Origin of the sequence: Frankia sp. AiPs1 (genome assembly GCF_023716945.1) — a bacterium.
Taxonomy (GTDB): domain Bacteria; phylum Actinomycetota; class Actinomycetes; order Frankiales; family Frankiaceae; genus Frankia.
The window spans coordinates 1-16,248 of the sequence record NZ_JAMQQF010000090.1 but is presented as its reverse complement, the minus strand read 5'-3'; the positions used below and the strand labels follow the sequence as shown (position 1 = coordinate 16,248).

The 16,248-nt window shown below is 73.4% G+C and carries 11 protein-coding genes, 1 tRNA gene and 1 pseudogene; 9 read left to right on the top strand and 4 right to left on the bottom strand.

Annotated elements, in window-relative coordinates; translation table 11 throughout:
- The 6 genes and pseudogenes from ND748_RS11540 to ND748_RS11515 form a co-directional block, all read left to right on the top strand.
- Positions 1-692 (top strand): annotated as a pseudogene (locus tag ND748_RS11540) (hypothetical protein); the annotation flags it as partial.
- Entirely contained in the window at positions 689-2,392 is a 1,704-nt protein-coding gene (locus ND748_RS11535) for a replication initiator (RefSeq protein ID WP_374215897.1), read from the top strand. The pseudogene ND748_RS11540 and the gene ND748_RS11535, both read left to right, overlap by 4 nt.
- A 34-nt stretch (positions 2,393-2,426) precedes the next feature.
- The gene (locus tag ND748_RS11530; RefSeq protein WP_251745708.1) at positions 2,427-2,612 is read left to right on the top strand and encodes a helix-turn-helix domain-containing protein; all 186 of its coding nucleotides are present in this window, start codon (positions 2,427-2,429) and stop codon (positions 2,610-2,612) included.
- Positions 2,613-2,756: 144 nt separating this feature from the next.
- On the top strand, positions 2,757-3,056 hold the full coding sequence (locus tag ND748_RS11525) for a hypothetical protein (RefSeq protein ID WP_251745707.1): 300 nt from the start codon (positions 2,757-2,759) through the stop codon (positions 3,054-3,056).
- A gap of 246 nt (positions 3,057-3,302) precedes the next feature.
- A complete protein-coding gene (locus ND748_RS11520) occupies positions 3,303-3,512 on the top strand; it encodes a hypothetical protein (protein ID WP_251745706.1) in 210 nt (69 codons plus the stop codon).
- Entirely contained in the window at positions 3,512-4,735 is a 1,224-nt protein-coding gene (locus tag ND748_RS11515; RefSeq protein ID WP_251745704.1) for a site-specific integrase, read from the top strand. Before ND748_RS11520 ends, ND748_RS11515 begins: the two co-directional genes overlap by 1 nt.
- A 169-nt stretch (positions 4,736-4,904) precedes the next feature.
- Here ND748_RS11515 and ND748_RS11510 read toward each other — a convergent pair.
- A tRNA-Lys gene (locus ND748_RS11510) sits at positions 4,905-4,977 on the bottom strand.
- A 644-nt stretch (positions 4,978-5,621) separates the two neighbouring features.
- On the opposite strand from ND748_RS11510, the gene ND748_RS11505 reads away from it, so the two are divergent.
- Together ND748_RS11505 and ND748_RS11500 are read left to right on the top strand one after the other, a co-directional pair.
- On the top strand, positions 5,622-9,629 hold the full coding sequence (locus tag ND748_RS11505) for an ABC transporter ATP-binding protein (protein WP_251745702.1): 4,008 nt from the start codon (positions 5,622-5,624) through the stop codon (positions 9,627-9,629).
- Between the two features lie 116 nt (positions 9,630-9,745).
- Entirely contained in the window at positions 9,746-10,063 is a 318-nt protein-coding gene (locus ND748_RS11500) for a hypothetical protein (RefSeq protein WP_251745701.1), read from the top strand.
- Between the two features lie 49 nt (positions 10,064-10,112).
- Here ND748_RS11500 and ND748_RS11495 read toward each other — a convergent pair whose 3' ends face one another.
- The 3 genes from ND748_RS11495 to ND748_RS11485 all read right to left on the bottom strand — a co-directional run bounded on the left by ND748_RS11495 (position 10,113) and on the right by ND748_RS11485 (position 15,353).
- Entirely contained in the window at positions 10,113-10,976 is an 864-nt protein-coding gene (locus ND748_RS11495) for a hypothetical protein (protein ID WP_251745699.1), read from the bottom strand.
- Between the two features lie 263 nt (positions 10,977-11,239).
- On the bottom strand, positions 11,240-13,165 hold the full coding sequence (locus tag ND748_RS11490; protein ID WP_251745698.1) for a phospholipase D-like domain-containing protein: 1,926 nt from the start codon (positions 13,163-13,165) through the stop codon (positions 11,240-11,242).
- A 172-nt stretch (positions 13,166-13,337) separates the two neighbouring features.
- Entirely contained in the window at positions 13,338-15,353 is a 2,016-nt protein-coding gene (locus ND748_RS11485) for a TerD family protein (RefSeq protein ID WP_251745697.1), read from the bottom strand.
- Between the two features lie 177 nt (positions 15,354-15,530).
- Here ND748_RS11485 and ND748_RS11480 point away from each other — a divergent pair.
- Positions 15,531-16,248 (top strand): polysaccharide deacetylase family protein (locus tag ND748_RS11480; RefSeq protein ID WP_251745696.1); only part of this gene is annotated, 718 nt, incomplete at its 3' end.

Genomic DNA, 16,248 nt, shown 5'->3' with positions numbered 1-16,248 from the left:
TCCTTTTCCGACCTACCCGATCTAAGGTAGATCGATCATGGTCCACCTCCGGCTTACACGGATGGAATGACACGCCCGCCCGCTTCGCCACCACCACGGACACGATCGCCGCTCTCCTCGACGACGCCGTGGGCGTCATGCAGGACCGGACCGCCCGGCTGTCCGGTGTGACCCGACTCCACACCCCGACCGTCGGCGAACCGCTGATCGTTCTGGTCGTCGACGAGATCGCGTCTCTCACCGCCTACGTCACCGATCGTGATCTCAAGAAGCGCATCGGCGCGGCACTGCCGCTGCTGTTGTCGCAGGGCCGGGCGCCCGGGGTGGTGGTCCTGGCCGCGGTGCAGGACCCGCGCAAGGAAGTGCTGCCGTTCCGGGACCTGTTCCCGGTGCGGGTGGCGCTGCGGATGACCGAACCCGACCAGGCCGATCTTGTCCTTGGTTCCGGTGCCCGTGACCGGGGCGCCCGCGCCGAGGAGATCCCGCTGTCCCTGCCCGGGGTCGGCTACGTCCTGCACGACGGCAACCCCGACCCGATCCGGGTCCGGGCCGCGTTCGTCGACGACGACGAGATCACCCGCACCGTGCACACCTACCAACCCGCGGCCCCTGGCGGCTGGGTGCCTGACCTTGATGCCTTCGCCGGCCACGACCCCGACGACGCCCCCAACCGACTCGACGATGCCGCGTGACCGCGCCATCCCTCGGACCTGACCCGGCCGCTCCCGTCCCTTCCCCGGGGGGCGGTGAGCGTCCGGGTTCCCGGGCCGCCCGCATGCGGATGCCTCTCGCCCGTCATGTCGTCGAGGCCGTCGCGGTGGAGAACGGGGTGTGTATCCGGCCGATGCCGATGCGCCGGACGAACCTGGACACCGGCGAGACGCAGATCATTCCCGTGCCCTGCGGCGCCACCCTGGCATCGAAATGCCCTCCGTGTGCGGAGAAAGCGCGTCGGCTGCGGATGGCGCAGTGCAAGACCGGCTGGCACCTCGACGACGAACCGGTCCCCGACCCTGACCCGCCGACCGACGACGCCAAAGCACTGGCGGCCCTGCGTGCGGACCTGGAAGCGGCCCGTGCCGATGTCCTGGCGGCCGGCGACACCGGGCAGGCCGGGGAGATCGACGAGCTGATCGGTCAGGTCGACGACGAACTCGCCGCGCTGGGTGTGCGTGGCAAGGCTGCCCCGGACGACCGGGACCGGCCGCGCCGTGTCCGTTCGACTCGGCGGCGTCAGGATGCCCCCGATCTGCCCCGGCTCCCTGTCGACCGGCGCACCGTCGGGCGGTCCTTCGAGGCGGTGGACGGGACGGTGTGGCGGCCGTCGATGTTCCTCACCCTGACCTGCGACAGCTACGGCCGGGTGCACAAGGACGGGACCCCGGTCGACCCGGCGTCGTACGACTACCGGCGGGCGGCGCGGGACGCGATCCACTTCCCGAAGCTGATCGACCGGTTCTGGCAGAACCTGCGCCGCGCGGTCGGCTGGGATGTCCAGTACTTCGCCGCGTTGGAACCACAGAAGCGCCTTGCGCCGCATCTGCACGCGGCGATCCGCGGCACCGTGCCCCGGGTGATGCTGCGCCTGGTGGCGGCGGCGACCTATCACCAGGTGTGGTGGCCGTCGGCCGACCGGCCGGTCTACGACGACCACCGGCTACCGGTCTGGGACGAGGATGCGGCCGGCTACGTCGACCCCGACACCGGGGCGCCGCTGCTGTCCTGGGAGGACGCACTCGACGGCATCGGCGAGGACGACGAACCCGCCCACGTCGTCCGCTTCGGCCCCCAGCTCCGCGCCGACGGGGTCACCGCGAACACGGCCACCACCGGCCGGATGATCGGCTATCTGACCAAGTACCTGACCAAAAGCCTCGACGCCTGCCACGACATCGCCAGCGACCCGCAACGGCGCCATGTCGACCGGCTCGCCGACGCGCTGCGCCACGAACCGTGCTCCCCGACCTGCGCGAACTGGCTGCGCTACGGCATCCAACCCCGCAACGCCCGACCCGGACTGGTACCCGGACGGTGCAAGGGCAAGGTCCACCGGCGGGAGACCCTCGGCTTCGGCGGCCGGCGCGTCCTGGTCTCGCGGCGCTGGTCCGGCAAGACCCTCACCGACCACCGGCACGACCGGGTCGCGTTCATCCGGCAGCAGCTTGAAGCCCTCGGCCAGACCGGCGACGGCCCGGCCGGCGACCCTGCCGCGGACCGCACCGCCTGGCAGCTCCTGCGCCCCGGCGACCCGGCCGCGCCCCGCCGCGAACACCTGCTGTTGCATGCCGTCGCCCAGCGGCACGCCTGGCGGGCTCAACTCGACGCGGCCCGTGCTGCGGCTGGCGGAGGCCTGCTTCCGGCAAATGGCCCACCGCTGCCCGACGCCGCCTGAACCCCCACCCCCTGGACATCCACGGAGAGGACCCGTGACCAAGCTCCTGCTCACCCCGACCGAGGCCGCGGAACTCCTCGGCGTCAGCCGCAGCACCGTCTACGAGCTGATGAACTCCGGCGACATCGAATCCGTGCGCATCGGCCGGTCGCGGCGCATCCCCTCGGCCGCGCTGGTCACCTTCGTCGCCGGGCTGCGCGGCGAGGGACACGCCGCATGACCGGCAAACGGTCCCACGCCCCGGCCCGCGGGCCACCGGCGGCGGGCGCGGCTTCTCGGCAATCAAAGACGGTCCCGGCGGGTGCTACCAACACCCGACCGGGACCTGAGCCCCACCCCTTGGCCTTAACAAGGAGAGAGACCTGTGCCCATCTTCTCGTCCGACGCGCACGGCGCATGGCGCACCCCCGGCGACGACCACCCGATGCTCCTCGCCCGAGTCGACCACAACGGCGACCACGAACTCACCATCCGCCCCGGCGCGGACATCGGCGACCTGGTCGCCCTGCTCACCACCCTGCCGCCGGACGCCTTCTTCACCGAACACTACGGCGACGTCGACGCCACCCTGATCTTCCGACCGGTCCCCGAACTTCCGGCAACCACCCCGGCCGGCGGGAACCCCGCGGCGAGTCCGGCGGCGGCAAGCGTCATCCGCCCGTAGCGGCACCTGTCGCCCCACCCATTTTTCTTCCGTTCTCTGGTGGCGCCTGAAGCTGTCGGGGTGTCGGACGGGTCCAGGGTCGGCCGCAGGCCGATCGCGCAGCGACGCGAAGCGCCCTGGACGCGGCCGGTGCCCCGGCAGACCATTCCTGCGCCAGAGAACCGGAACCCCACCGGCACCGGGCAACGCCACCCGCGGCCCGGACTGCCGTTCCCGTTCTTCTTCCGGCAAGGAGCTGCGCTCACCATGCCCACCCACCCCCCGACGGCGCCCAGGATTGCTCTCGTTCAGGCGCTGACCGACCACCTCGACCGGGCCGCCCGCGGCCAGGGACGCGCCTACCCCCAACCGGACGGAGAGACCAAGTTCGCGTGCGACATGGAAGCCAGCCCCTACGGCTGCCCCTGGTGCGACGCGGTCGAATGGCCGGGCGGCAACCCGCTGGACGTGGCCTGATGGCCGCGCGGTCCGCCGGTGGAGACGACCGGCAGAAGCGGCGACGTTCGCAGGGCGAGGGCGCCTTGTTCCAGCGGTCCAGCGATGACATGTGGGTCGGTCGCCTGGATCTCGGCTGGGAGGGCGGTAAACGCGTCCGGAAGACGGTCTACGCCAAGACCGAGAAAGAATGCCGGCAGAAGCTCGATAAGGTCAAGCGCGCGGCGGAACTCGGCGTCAACGTCACCGCCGAGCGCCGGACGACGGCTGTATGGCTGGGGGAGTGGCTGGAAATCAAGGAAGGGGACGGAACGCGGGCCTCTACGCTCCGCGCCTACCGCTGGCTGATCAATACGCACATCATTCCGGTGATCGGTCGTGTCCAGCTCGACAAGCTCACGCCGCTGGACGTGCGGCGGCTCGTCAGCACGGCGAGGAAGGCCGGTCTGTCCGCGGGAAGTGTCCGGCACGTGCACAGCCTGATCCGCAACTCCCTGGCGGAAGCCGAACGGCTCGACCTGGTCGCGCGCAACGTGGCGAAGGCGGTCAAGGCGCCCCCCGTGCCCCATCGTGAGGTGCGCGCGCTGCGGCCGGAAGAGGCACGCCGGCTCGTCGAGGTCCTCCGCGGTGAACGGCTCGAAGCGGTCTTCGCCTGCGGTCTGATGCTCGGGCTCCGGCGTGGCGAAATTCTCGGCCTGCGTTGGACGGACGTGGACCTGGGCGGCGCCACGCTCCATGTCCGGCAGACGCTGCAACGGGTGGACGGCTCGTTGCGGTTCGTCCCGGCGAAGACGGACCGTTCGCACCGGAAGCTGCCGATCCCGCCCCGGCTGGTGACGATCTTGCGGCGGCACCGGGCCACGCAGACCGCGGAACGGACCGGGCTCGGCGACGCGTGGACGGAAACCGGCCTGGTGTTCACCTCGTCGATCGGCACGCCCCTGGAGCCGCGCAACGTCAACCGGCGGTTCGAGGTCCTGCGCCGTCAGGCCGATCTGCCGTGGCTTCGGCTGCATGACCTTCGCCATGCGTTCGCGTCGATGCTCTTCGCCGAGGGGGTGCCGGCCCGGACGGTGATGGAGCTGCTCGGGCACTCCACGATCCAACTCACCATGAACACGTACACCCACGTGATGCCCGAGACGCAGCGCGACGCGGTAGACCGACTTGACCGGATCTTCGGCGAGCCGACGCACAGCGACGACGAACCCGACGTGGACGACGGCGAGGGACCAGCGGGCTGACGCTGTACCCAAGGGAAGCCAGGGCGCCCCGGATGGCTGTGTACCTCACGCAGCGGCCCGGGGCGTCTGCCGTCTCTGCCACCAGGGCACGGAGAACTAGGGTACAAACGTGGGTACAGTGATCATTCTAAATACATCACCGAAAGTCATATGACCTGGTGGGAGCGGGTGCGCCGTCAGGGACTTGAACCCCGAACCCGCGGATTAAGAGTCCGCTGCTCTGCCAATTGAGCTAACGGCGCGTTGCCTGCGCGTTCCCTTGCGGGTCCCGCGTCGACATCCAGAACTCTACCAGGCATCGCGGGGGAGTGGTCGGGGGGGTCGGACCTGCGGTGAAGAGCACGGTGGATGGCGGCGACGTCCCTGGCGGGACCGGGGTGAACGTTGCGGATCCGGGGCAGGGTGTGGTCCAGGCCCGCAGCGGTCCGGGCATCAACCGGGTTCCGGGGATGTTTCGCTGATAGACATAGCTGGTCGCGATCGGGCGCCGTACGACGTACGGTCGGGCGGGGCTGGCGGTCGGCCTCGATGCGCTCCATGGCGTCTCCGCGGCGCCCCCGGCCGCGCGTCCGGTGCCGGCGCCCGCGCCCCGCCCGTGCACGGCCGGATCCGTCGGAACCTGCTGACCTGGAGGTCCACCGCGAGCCCCGAAGCATCCTCAGCCGAGACGCCCCGCCTGGTCGGCGAGCCGTCTGGCTCCGCGCATCCCGCTGCCGATCCGCCCCGACCCGGAGAAGGTGCCAATCCGCCCCGGCCGGGAGAAACGGAACTTCCGCACCAGGGCCGCCGCCTCGCCGCGGCGACGGACGAGTCCCCGCCGCCGGCAGCGGACGCCTCGCAGCGTGACGAGGCGGATCGCTGGCTGCGCCGGCTCGGGCGGCAGGTCATGGTCTACCGCCGCAACGTGATCCTCGCGTTCGGCGCGGCGCTGTTCGGCACGCTCGTCACCGCCGCCGTCCCGCTGGTCGAGCGGCAGGTCATCGACAACGTCGTCGTCACCCACCGGCACTCCCTGACCCCGTACCTGGTCGTCCTGCTCGCCGCGGGCGTGGCCATCTTCGCCGCCGCGTTCGTGCGGCGGTACGTGGGCGGCCGGCTGTCGCTGGACGTCCAGTACGACCTGCGTGACGAGGTCTTCAGCACCATCGAGCGGCTCGACGGGGCCCGGCAGGACCAGGTCCAGACCGGGCAGGTGGTCAGCCGGGCGATCTCGGACGTCGGCGCCATCCAGGGGCTGCTGTCGTACCTGCCGATGGTCGCCGGCAACCTGGTGCTCTTCGTCGCCTCCCTGGTCGCGATGGCCTGGCTGTCGCCGCTGCTGACCCTCATCGCCCTCGCCATGGGGCCGGCGCTGTTCCTGCTGGGCCTGCGGGCCCGCACGACCGTGTTCCCCGCCACCTGGGCGGCCCAGCAGCAGGCCGGGGAGGTCGCGGGGGCCGTCGAGGAGGCGGTCGCCGGCGTCCGGGTGGTGAAGGGCTTCGGGCAGGAGGATCGGGAGCTCGGGCGGCTCGCCGGGCACGCCCGGACGCTGTTCGCGCTGCGGATGCGGGCCGTGCAGATCACCAGCCGGTTCGGCGCGGCGATGCAGGCTGTGCCCGCGCTCGGGCAGGTCGCCGTGCTGGCGCTCGGCGGCTGGCTGGCGCTGACCGACAGGATCACCCTCGGCACCTTCCTCGCCTTCAGCACCTACCTCGGGGCGCTCATCGGCCCGACCCGCACCCTCGCCGGCCTGCTCACCGTCGGTCAGCAGGCCAAGGCCAGCACGGTGCGCATCTTCGAGATCATCGACTCCCGTCCGGTGATCACCGACGCGCCGGACGCCACCGTGCTCGGCACCGCCCGCGGGCTGATCGAGCTGGCCGGGGTGACCTTCGGCTACCTGCCGTCGCGGCCGGTGCTGCGCGACGTCGATCTGCGCATCGCCCCGGGCGAGACGGTGGCCCTCGTCGGCACCTCCGGCTCCGGCAAGTCGACGATCTCCCAGCTCCTGCCCCGCTTCTACGATCCGCAGGGCGGCACGGTCCGCCTCGACGGCCACGACGTCCGCACGCTGACGCTGGCCTCGCTGCGCGACCAGATCGGGATGGTTTTCGAGGACAGCTTCCTGTTCTCCGACACGGTCCGGGCGAACATCTCCTACGGCCGGCCCGACGCCACCGACGACCAGATCGTCGAGGCGGCCCGGGCCTCGCAGGCCGACGGTTTCATCCGCAACCTGCCGAACGGCTATGACACCGTCGTCGGCGAGCAGGGCCTGACCCTCTCCGGCGGCCAGCGCCAGCGGGTCGCGCTCGCCCGCGCGCTGCTGACCGACCCGCGGGTGCTCCTTCTCGACGACGCCACCTCCGCGATCGACGCCCGGATCGAAGCCGAGATCCACGCCACCCTGCGTGAGGTCATGCGGGGACGCACCACGCTGCTCATCGCGCATCGCCGCTCCACCCTGCGCCTGGCCGACCGGATCGCGGTACTCGACGCCGGCCGGATCATCGACGTCGGCACCGAGGCTGACCTGGTCGCCCGCAGCCCCCTGTTCCGCCGCCTGCTCGCCGGCCCCGGCGACACCCTCGCCGAGAACGCCGCGGATGCGGACGCAGAGGATGCCGACGCCGCGGATGCGGACGCCGAGGTCGCGGACGCCGAGGACGACCGGAGCCGGCAGGCCGGCCAGCCGCCCCGCTCGGAGGCGACCGGCGACATCGGTGGGTCATCCGCCGGCCGGGCGTTCGGCGCAGCGCTTTCGGGGCCCGGGATCAGCGCGGCGTCGTCGGGTTCGGGTTTCGGGGCGGTGCCGTCGGGGCGTGGGCTCGGTTCCGTTCCGGGGGGACGGGGGTTCGGCGGGGGACGATCGGGTCGGGTGCTGAGCGGGGGCGGGGCGTTCGGGGACGTGCCGGCGACGCCGGAACTGCTCGCCCGGGTCGCCGCCCTACCGCCGGCCCGCGACGATCCCCGGGTCGACCAGGCCGCCGCCGCGGCGCCCGATCCGGACTTCACGTTGCGCCGGTTGCTGTCCTGGGTGCGCGTACCGCTCGTGGTGGGGCTGCTGCTGGTCGCCCTCGACGCCGCCGCCGGCCTCGCCGTGCCGGCGCTGGTGCGCCACGCGGTCGACGCGGGCGTGAGCGCGCAGGCCCGCGACGTGCTGTTTGCCACCGCGGGCGTCGCGCTCGCCGTCAGCCTCGCCGACTGGCTCGTCCAGATCTGGCAGACCCGGGTCACCGGCCGGATGGGCGAGCGGCTGCTCTACGTGCTGCGGGTCAAGACGTTCGCGCAGTTGCAGCGGCTCGGGCTCGACTACTACGAGCGCGAGCTCGCCGGGCGGATCATGACCCGGATGACGACCGACGTCGACGCCCTGTCGACGTTCCTCCAGACCGGCCTGGTCACCGCGATCGTCAGCCTGCTGTCCTTCTTCGGCGTGCTGATCGCGCTGCTGCTGCTCGACGCGCAGCTCGCCCTCGTGGTCATCGCCGTGCTGCCGGTGCTGATCGCGGTGACGGTGGTGTTCCGGCGCCGCTCGTCGGCCGCCTACACCGAGTCCCGGGAGCGGGTCAGCGCCGTCAACGCGTCCCTCCAGGAGAATCTGACGGGCCTGCGGGTCGCGCAGGCGTTCGGCCGGGAGCAGGCCAACCAGGAGCTGTTCCGCGGGCTCGCCGACTCCTACCGGCGCTCGCGGATGCGGGCACAGCGGATGATCGCCCTGTACTTCCCCTTCGTGGAGTTCCTCTCCCGGATCGCGGGTGCCCTCGTCCTGGGCATCGGCGCGCATCTCGCCGTGCACGGATCGCTCTCGGCGGGTGCACTGCTCGCCTTCCTCCTGTACGTCAACCTGTTCTTCTCGCCGGTGCAGCAGCTTTCCCAGGTGTTCGACGGTTACCAGCAGGCGATGGTCGGCCTGCGCCGGCTGTCCGACCTGTTGCGCACCCCGACGTCCACGCCGGCGGCCGAGCATCCGCGCCCGGTCGGCCGGCTGTCCGGCGAGGTGGTGCTCGACGACGTCCACTTCGCGTACACCATCGCCGGCGGCACGGCCGCGAACGCGGTCGACGGGGTGAGCCTGCGGATCGCTCCCGGCGAGACCGTCGCGTTCGTCGGCGAGACGGGCGCCGGCAAGTCCACGGTGGTCAAGCTCATCGCCCGGTACTACGACGTCACCGGCGGGGCGATCCGGATCGACGGCGTCGACCTGCGCGAGTTCGACCTGTCGGCCTACCGCCGCCGGCTCGGCGTCGTGCCGCAGGAGCCGTTCGTGTTCTCCGGCACGATCCGCGACGCCATCGCCTACGCCCGGCCCGACGCCGCCGACGGCGAGGTGCTGGCCGCGGCCCGCGCGGTCGGCGCGGACACGTTCATCGACGCCCTGCCCGACGGCTACGACCATCCCGTCGGCGAGCGGGGGCGCGGCCTGTCCGCCGGGCAGCGCCAACTCCTGGCGCTCGCCCGCGCCGAGCTCGCCGACCCCGACATCCTGCTGTTCGACGAGGCGACCGCCGCCCTCGACCTCGCCACCGAGGCGGCGGTCACCGCCGCCGCCGAAGCCGTCACCACCCGGCGGACCACGATCGTCATCGCCCACCGGCTCACCACCGCCGCCCGCGCCGACCGGGTGGTGGTGATGGCCGACGGCCGCGTCGCCGAGCAGGGGACGCACGTCGACCTGGTCCACGCCGGCGGCCCCTACGCCCGCCTGTGGGCGGCCTTCACCGCCGACGCCGAACCGCCGGAGGTTGAAGGATCGCCCGGCCTAGAGGGATCCCCCGGCCCAGAGGGGTCGCCCGGCGCAGGGGGGCCGTCCGGCGCTGAGGGGCCGGCTGGCGGCGAGCCGCCGGGGACCGGCCCCCAGATCGGCGAGGCGCCGAAGGAGTCCGGGATGGCGGACCATTCCGTGATGTCATGATTCGACGTTCCGCCGGTGGGGATGTTCTTGGCAGGGCGAACGGAATGTCCGTCGGTCACCCTGCCGGCCCCGCCGCTGCGGCCGGGACGGGGCGACGTCCATCGGAGGAGGGGCTCATGACCACGAACGGTCTGGTGGTTGACGTCGCATGGCCGGAGCTGCCCCGCGGCATCGCGGGCCCGGACGAGCTCGCCGATCAGCTCGACGCCAGTCTGCGGGACCGGGCTGGGATCACCTCGGTCGACCGGCACGGCCTCGCCGTGCGGGTCTACCACCCGCAGGAGGTCGAGGCGCTCGCCGCCGACCTGGCCGACAGGCTGTCCGACATCGGCATGTCCGACCGGACGTACCTGTCCTGGCGCGACGACCTGGGCGTGCACCGACGCTCGGTGACCGGACGGCGGATGGCCACGACCGGTCGCCGGGTGGCCTGAGAGCCGCGGGACACGACGAGAAGCCGTACCGAGTCCTCGGCGCGATCTGCTAGGTCCGTGGTGGGTGGCCGCCTGGCGGGCCGGCCACCCGCTGCCCGTCGCCGGGGCCGACGGTGGCGCCCCGGTCGGGACCGTTGCCGGGGTCGGAGTCACCGCCATCACTGTCACTGGTGCCGGTGCCGTCGGGCTTGTTGAGGGCCTCGCGGGCGATCGCCGTGCCGTAGCGGATCGCGCCGGGGGAGGGCACCGGGCAGGCGGTCATCGGCGGTTGGACCAGCGGGCAGAAGTGGGTGCCGTCCGGGCTGCGCACCGTGACCATTCCGCCGGGGCCGCAGGTCTCCCCGACGGCGCAGGGCAGCGTCGCGGAGTAGCGCCCGTCGGCACTGATCGCCCGGCCGGCGGGGGCGACGCGGGTGTGCTCGTGGGTCGCGGCGATCTGCCGCCACACCCGGTCCAGTGGGGTGAGCCCGGCGGCGTCGACCGGCTGGTCACGTCGGGGCGGGGCGTCGACGAGGACGACCTCGACGCCCCGGTCGGTCAGCAGTTCCACCGCCCGCGTGATGTCCTCCCGGTACGCGGCCACCAGGTCCCGTCCCCGCATGCACGCCGTGCCCTGGTTGCCGGAGAAGGCCAGCGCGGCCACGGTCGGCCGCCAGCGTCGGGCCTGGTCGCGGATGTCGGTCAGCCAGTCACAGGCGGCGGTGCCGCCCCAGGTGCGCACCAGGACCTGGCTGTGGTCGTCGGCGCGCACCGTCCGGGTGAACGACGCACCCGCCTCCCAGGCCAACGAGTCGCCCCACATCGCCACCCGGGCGTGGTCGTGCGAGGTGCGGTTGACGGCCACCGCTCCCGTCACGAGCACGACCGCGACGACGAACAACCAGCCGATAGGGCCCAGCCGTCCGATCCGCACCCTCCGCCCTTCCACGACGCGCCCCACCTGCGGCGCCTTCCCCCACCCGCGGCGCCTTCGCCTGGCTGCGGCCGCCCGCCGGACGCCAACTCGCGCCGGGCGGCAGGCACGCAAACCCATGCCGGGCGGGCATCCACCGGCATCCCTCCATGGTGCCTACCGGGCGGTGCGATCGAGGCACTACCCGCGGATCTACTGACCCGTTGGGTGTGCCCTGGGTGGCACGTGGGTGGTGGCCGGGCCCCGGCAGGCGCAGGTGGCCGTCACCACTGGCCCGCGGCGCGCAGCCGGTGCGGCCGGCCGTCCGGGTCGTAGATCGAGTGGTAGAGCGGGGCCGACCAGGCGCGGCCCAACCGGCTCAGCCGGGCCGGGCTGTGCGGACGGATCCGCCCCGGCGGCCGGTCCCCGACCCGCCCGCCGGCATGCCAGGCGGCCAGGTCCTCGGCGCGGGCGCGGAACGCGGCGAAACCGGTCTCCGGGTCGAGTAGTTCGCCGTCCGGGCCCGCCCAGTCGAGATGCTCACGCCACAGCTGCAGCCGCAGGTCGCGGGCGAACACCCGGGCGCCGTCGCCCAACCCGGCCGGGTCGCGCGGCTCGCGCGGATCCAGCGTGTCGTCGATCGTCGCGACGGCCAGTTCGCTGTCGTGCGTCCACGATCGGCGGTTGAGGTTGTCCGACCCCACCGAGGCCCACACGTCGTCGACCGTCACCGCCTTGGCGTGCACGTACACGGGGGTGCCGGCATGGTTCTCGACGTCGTACACCCCGACCCGGTCACCGCCGGCCGCCCGGCACAGCTCCAGCGCCTGCTCGCGGCCGACCAGATTCGGCGGCAGCGAGAACCGGCCGCCCTGGGTGGGATGGCGCGGCACCACGATGATCAGATGCAGTTGCGGGGAGCGGCGCAGCGCGTCGGCGAACAGCCTGGCGACCTCGGCGGACCACATGTACTGGTCCTCCAGGTAGATCAGCCGGCGGGCGCGGCGGAGCACCTTCTGGTAGGCGCGGGCGATCGAGCGTTCGCCCGCGCGGGCGAACGGGTACGCCGGGCGCAGCTTGCGGGGGTAGGTCCGCAGGATCTGGACGTTGTGCGGGCCGACCGCCGGCGGATCGGGCTGCTGGGCCGGCAACCCGTCGGTCCGGGTCGCCACCGGGCGCAGCCGGTAGAACAGCCGCCGCAGCGGGTTCGGGTTGTCCAGGCTCGACGGGTCGTCCCACCGCTCGCGGAAGGTGTGCTCCAGATCGCCGACGGCGGGGCCGCGCACCTCCACCTGGATGTCGTGCCAGGGCGGGGCGTCGCCGTACGGCGCGGCCATCGGCTGGCTCTGCGGGTCGCCGGCGTGGGCCGCGTCGTCGCGCCGGTTGTAACACAGGTCGATTCCGCCGGCGAAGGCAACGCCGGCCGCCGGGTCGCCGGCGGGACGCGCCACGACCAGCTTCTGATGGTGGGAGCCGCCGCGGCGCACCCGCTGATCCAGCACGACCCGCGCCCCGGAGCTGGTGAGCTGCTCGGCGAGCAGCCGGTTCGGTTTCGAGCTGAACGACAGCAGCTCCAGATGGGACCGCCACATCAGGCCGCGGACCGCCACCCCGCGCCGGGCCGCCCGGCCCAGCACCTCGCCGACCTCGGAGCCGGCGCCGTCCAGACGCTGGTCGAGGTCCCCGCGCCAGTCGGTGAACAGCAGCAGGTCGCCGTCGCCGAGTCCCTCGACGCAGGCCAGCAGGCGGGTGAAGTAGTCCCGGCCATGCACGAGCGGCACGACGAGGTTGCCGGTGGTCCACGGCCGGCCGTCGGGATGGCGCCGGTCCAGCTCCGTACTCGGGTTCCCGCGCTCCTCGGTGGTCAGGAACCAGACGGCGAGCACTGCCGCGCCGTCCGGCCCGGCGGCGGCCGCCTCACCGTCCGGTTCGCGGGCGGGCGGGGCAGTCGGCGTCGGCTGCGGTGGCAGGGTCCGCGGCGCCGGCGGGGCGGCCGGAACCGGTAACACGTCCGGGGCCGTGGCCCTCCCGTCGACCGGCGCCGTCACATCCCTGGCCACCGCGTCACCCGACGTCACGTCACCCGTCACCGCGTCACCCGTCACCGCGTCACCCGTCACCGCGTCACCCGTCACCGCGTCACCCGTCACCGCGTCACCCGTCACCATGTCACTCGCCCCCACCGCCGACGCATCTCCCGCCTGTGCCATGAGCCCGATCACCGATCCCTTCCCCGGGGATGCAACCACCATTCCGGGCGAGTCACCCAATTCCCCGTCACCCGTCACCCGTTGTCCGACAGCCGGGCGCCGGGTCGGCCGTCCGCCGCCGGCCGGCGACGTCCGCCGCCGGCCGGCGGGTCCTGCTCGCCGCCGCCCGCCGTCAGATCCGCGCGCCCTTGGAGCGGTTGCACCGCCGACACAGGAGCTGCAGGTTGTTGACGCTGGACGCGCCGCCGCGGCTGTACGGGATCACGTGGTCGAACTCCAGGTGCTCGCCGCCCCCGCACTCGACGCACACCCCGCCGTCGCGCCGCCACACCTCCGCCTTCACCTCCTGCGGGATCGTCCGGCTCGCCCGGCTGCCCGGCGCGATGACCTGCCGCCGGGCGATCCGCAGGATTCCGGCCAGCACCGCGGCGACATACTGCGGGTCGTCCACGAGGTAGCTGCCCGACCCGCGGGTGGTGGTGGCGGCGATGTCGACACATCCGCCCCGCGCCTCCACCTCGACGATCTTGGACAGGCCGAGCTCGGCGCCCCGCCCGGTCTCGCCGAGGAAGCGCAGCTTGCGGTTCGTGGCGAGCAGCCGACCGGGGGCGTGGCGGGGACCGTCCGCGGTCTGCTGGACCAGGGTGGCCGGCACGTCGAGGTGCACGATCTCGTCGAGTTCGATGTGCAGGGCACCCGCGGGCAGCCGGGGCAGCTCGCCGGCGCCGATCCGGGTCAGCTCCAGGCCTCGGGCGAGGCGTTGGCGCAGCGCGTCGAGATCCGGGCCGGCCAGGTGCAGCCGCCCGGCCGCTGCCTCGATGCGGTCGACCTCGGCCGGCTCGATCACCCCGTCGGCGAACGCGAACGCCGCCAGCCGTTCCAGGTGCGCCGGGCCGACCGCCCGGACGATCTCCCAGCCCGCCGACTCCGGAATCCGCTGGTAGCGCAGGTCGGCCCACAGCGGTTCGAGGTCGGCGCCGGTCGGGTCGTCGCGCGTCAGCGACGACACCACGCGGGCCCGCCAGTCCCACAGGTACGCCCGGATCGCCCGCGCGCACTCCTCGCAGGCCGGCGGCTCGCCGAGCAGCCGCCGCCGCTTGCGCGCGCCGCACCGTCCACAGCTCGTGTCCGACTCCGTCAGGATCGGCGTGGGCGGCCCCTGCCAGCGGTCCCCGTCCCACCAGCGCATGTGGTCCGGGCGCACCGGATCGGGGTACCAGTCCGCCCGTATCCGCCGGGCGGGACGCGGCGAGCGGTTCCGCGGAACCTCGGCCTGCACCGCGCCCTCTCCGCCGCCGCCGGCATCCTCCCCGCCACCGCCCTCTCCGCCGGCATCCTCCCCGCCACCGGCTTCTTCTCCGGTCTCGCCTGCTGCCTCCGCGTCGACCCCGTCCTCTGCGTCGACCCGGTCCTCTGCGTCGACCCCGTCCTCTGCGGCGACCTCGGTGTCGTCGGCTGAGAAGGCGTCCGTTGAGAGGGCGTCCGCGTCGATCTCGGGGAGCACCCGCGTGGGCTCGTCTCCGGTCGGCTCGTCTCCGGTCGGCTCGTTGCCGGTGACGTCGGCGCTGGTCGACGAGGTGCTCGTCGCGTAGGTGCCGGTCGGGGCGTCGCCGTCGAGGTCGCGGTCGGCGTCGCCGACGGCGTCGGGGTCGGCGTGGCCGGCGGCGTCGGGGTCGGCGCGGACGTTGATGCCGAAGCCGCGGGCCAGGCCGGCGAGGCCGGTGTCCCAGCCCTGGGCGACGGCGCGGAACCGCCAGCCGTTCGCCCGGCGGTAGAGCTCCCCGAGCACCAGCGCGGTGACCGGCTCGTCGGATTCCATGACGAACCGGGCCACCGGCCGGCCCGCCCGGTCGGTCAGCTCGACGGCGAGGTCGGCCAGGTCGGCGAAGGTCCCCGCGTCGAGGGACCCGGCGATCACGATCCGGCGCACCGCCGGCTCCACCCGCGGCAGCGTCACCACCAGGCCGGCCGTCCCGGGGCCCACGGCCGTCAGGGCGACCGCGCCCGAGGGGTGGCTCGGCGCGTTGAAGAACACGAAGTCGCCGTCGGAGCGAACCCGCTCCTCCTCGGTGACGAGGACGGCGCAGACGTCCACCAGGCGGCCCGGCGCCCAGCCGACCGCGACGCGCAGCAGCCCGGCGGGAACGGGCGCGTTGGCGCCCTTCTGCAGGGTCGAGGCCAGGGTCATGAGGCCTTCCGCGGGTCGGTGGCGGCGACGGCCGCCCGCCACCGGCGGCTGCCGTCGACACGTCTGCGTGCAAGGAATGTATGCCGATCGGCCCGGATGGCGGCCGGTCCTGACATATCGGACCGCTGGCCGGGTCGCGCTGGGGCCCCGGTGGCACGTGTGGCAGAGTTTGGCGTCATGACGCGGTCCGTCACGACGCGCGGGTCCATCGTGGGACGCCGCGCCGCCCGCACGGCGGTGGCGCTGAGCGCCACGGCGGGCCTCGCCTACGGCCTGCCGTCGCTGACGACCCTGCGCCGGCTGCGGCTGCGGGTCACCCCGGCGCTCGCCGGAATCGGCGCCGGCGACCACGTCGCGCTGACCTTCGACGACGGGCCCGACCCCGTCTCGACCCCGCAGTTCCTCGACGTGCTCGCCGAGCTCGACGTCCACTCGACGTTCTTCGTCCTCGGCAGCCTGCTGGAGCGCTCGCCGAGTCTGGCCCGGGAGATGGTCGCCGCGGGTCACGAGCTCGCGGTGCACGGCTGGGATCACCGCCCGATGCTGTTGCGCGGCCCGCGGTCGACCCGCGACCAGCTCGTGCGCACCCGCGACCTGGTCGCCGAGATCACCGGGCGCACCCCGCACTTCGTCCGGCCGCCGCACGGCATCCTTTCTGCCGGCCTGCTCGTCGCCGCCCGCGACCTGGAACTGACGCCGGTGCTGTGGACGGCGTGGGGCCGGGACTGGACGGCCGAGGCGACCCCACGCAGCGTTCTGGACACCCTCGCGCCCGACCTGCGCGGCGGGGCCACCGTGCTGCTGCACGACTGCGACTGCACGTCAGCGCCCGGCGCCTGGCGCAGCGCGCTCGGCGCCTTGCCGGAGATCGCCGCCCGCTGCGACGACGCCGGCC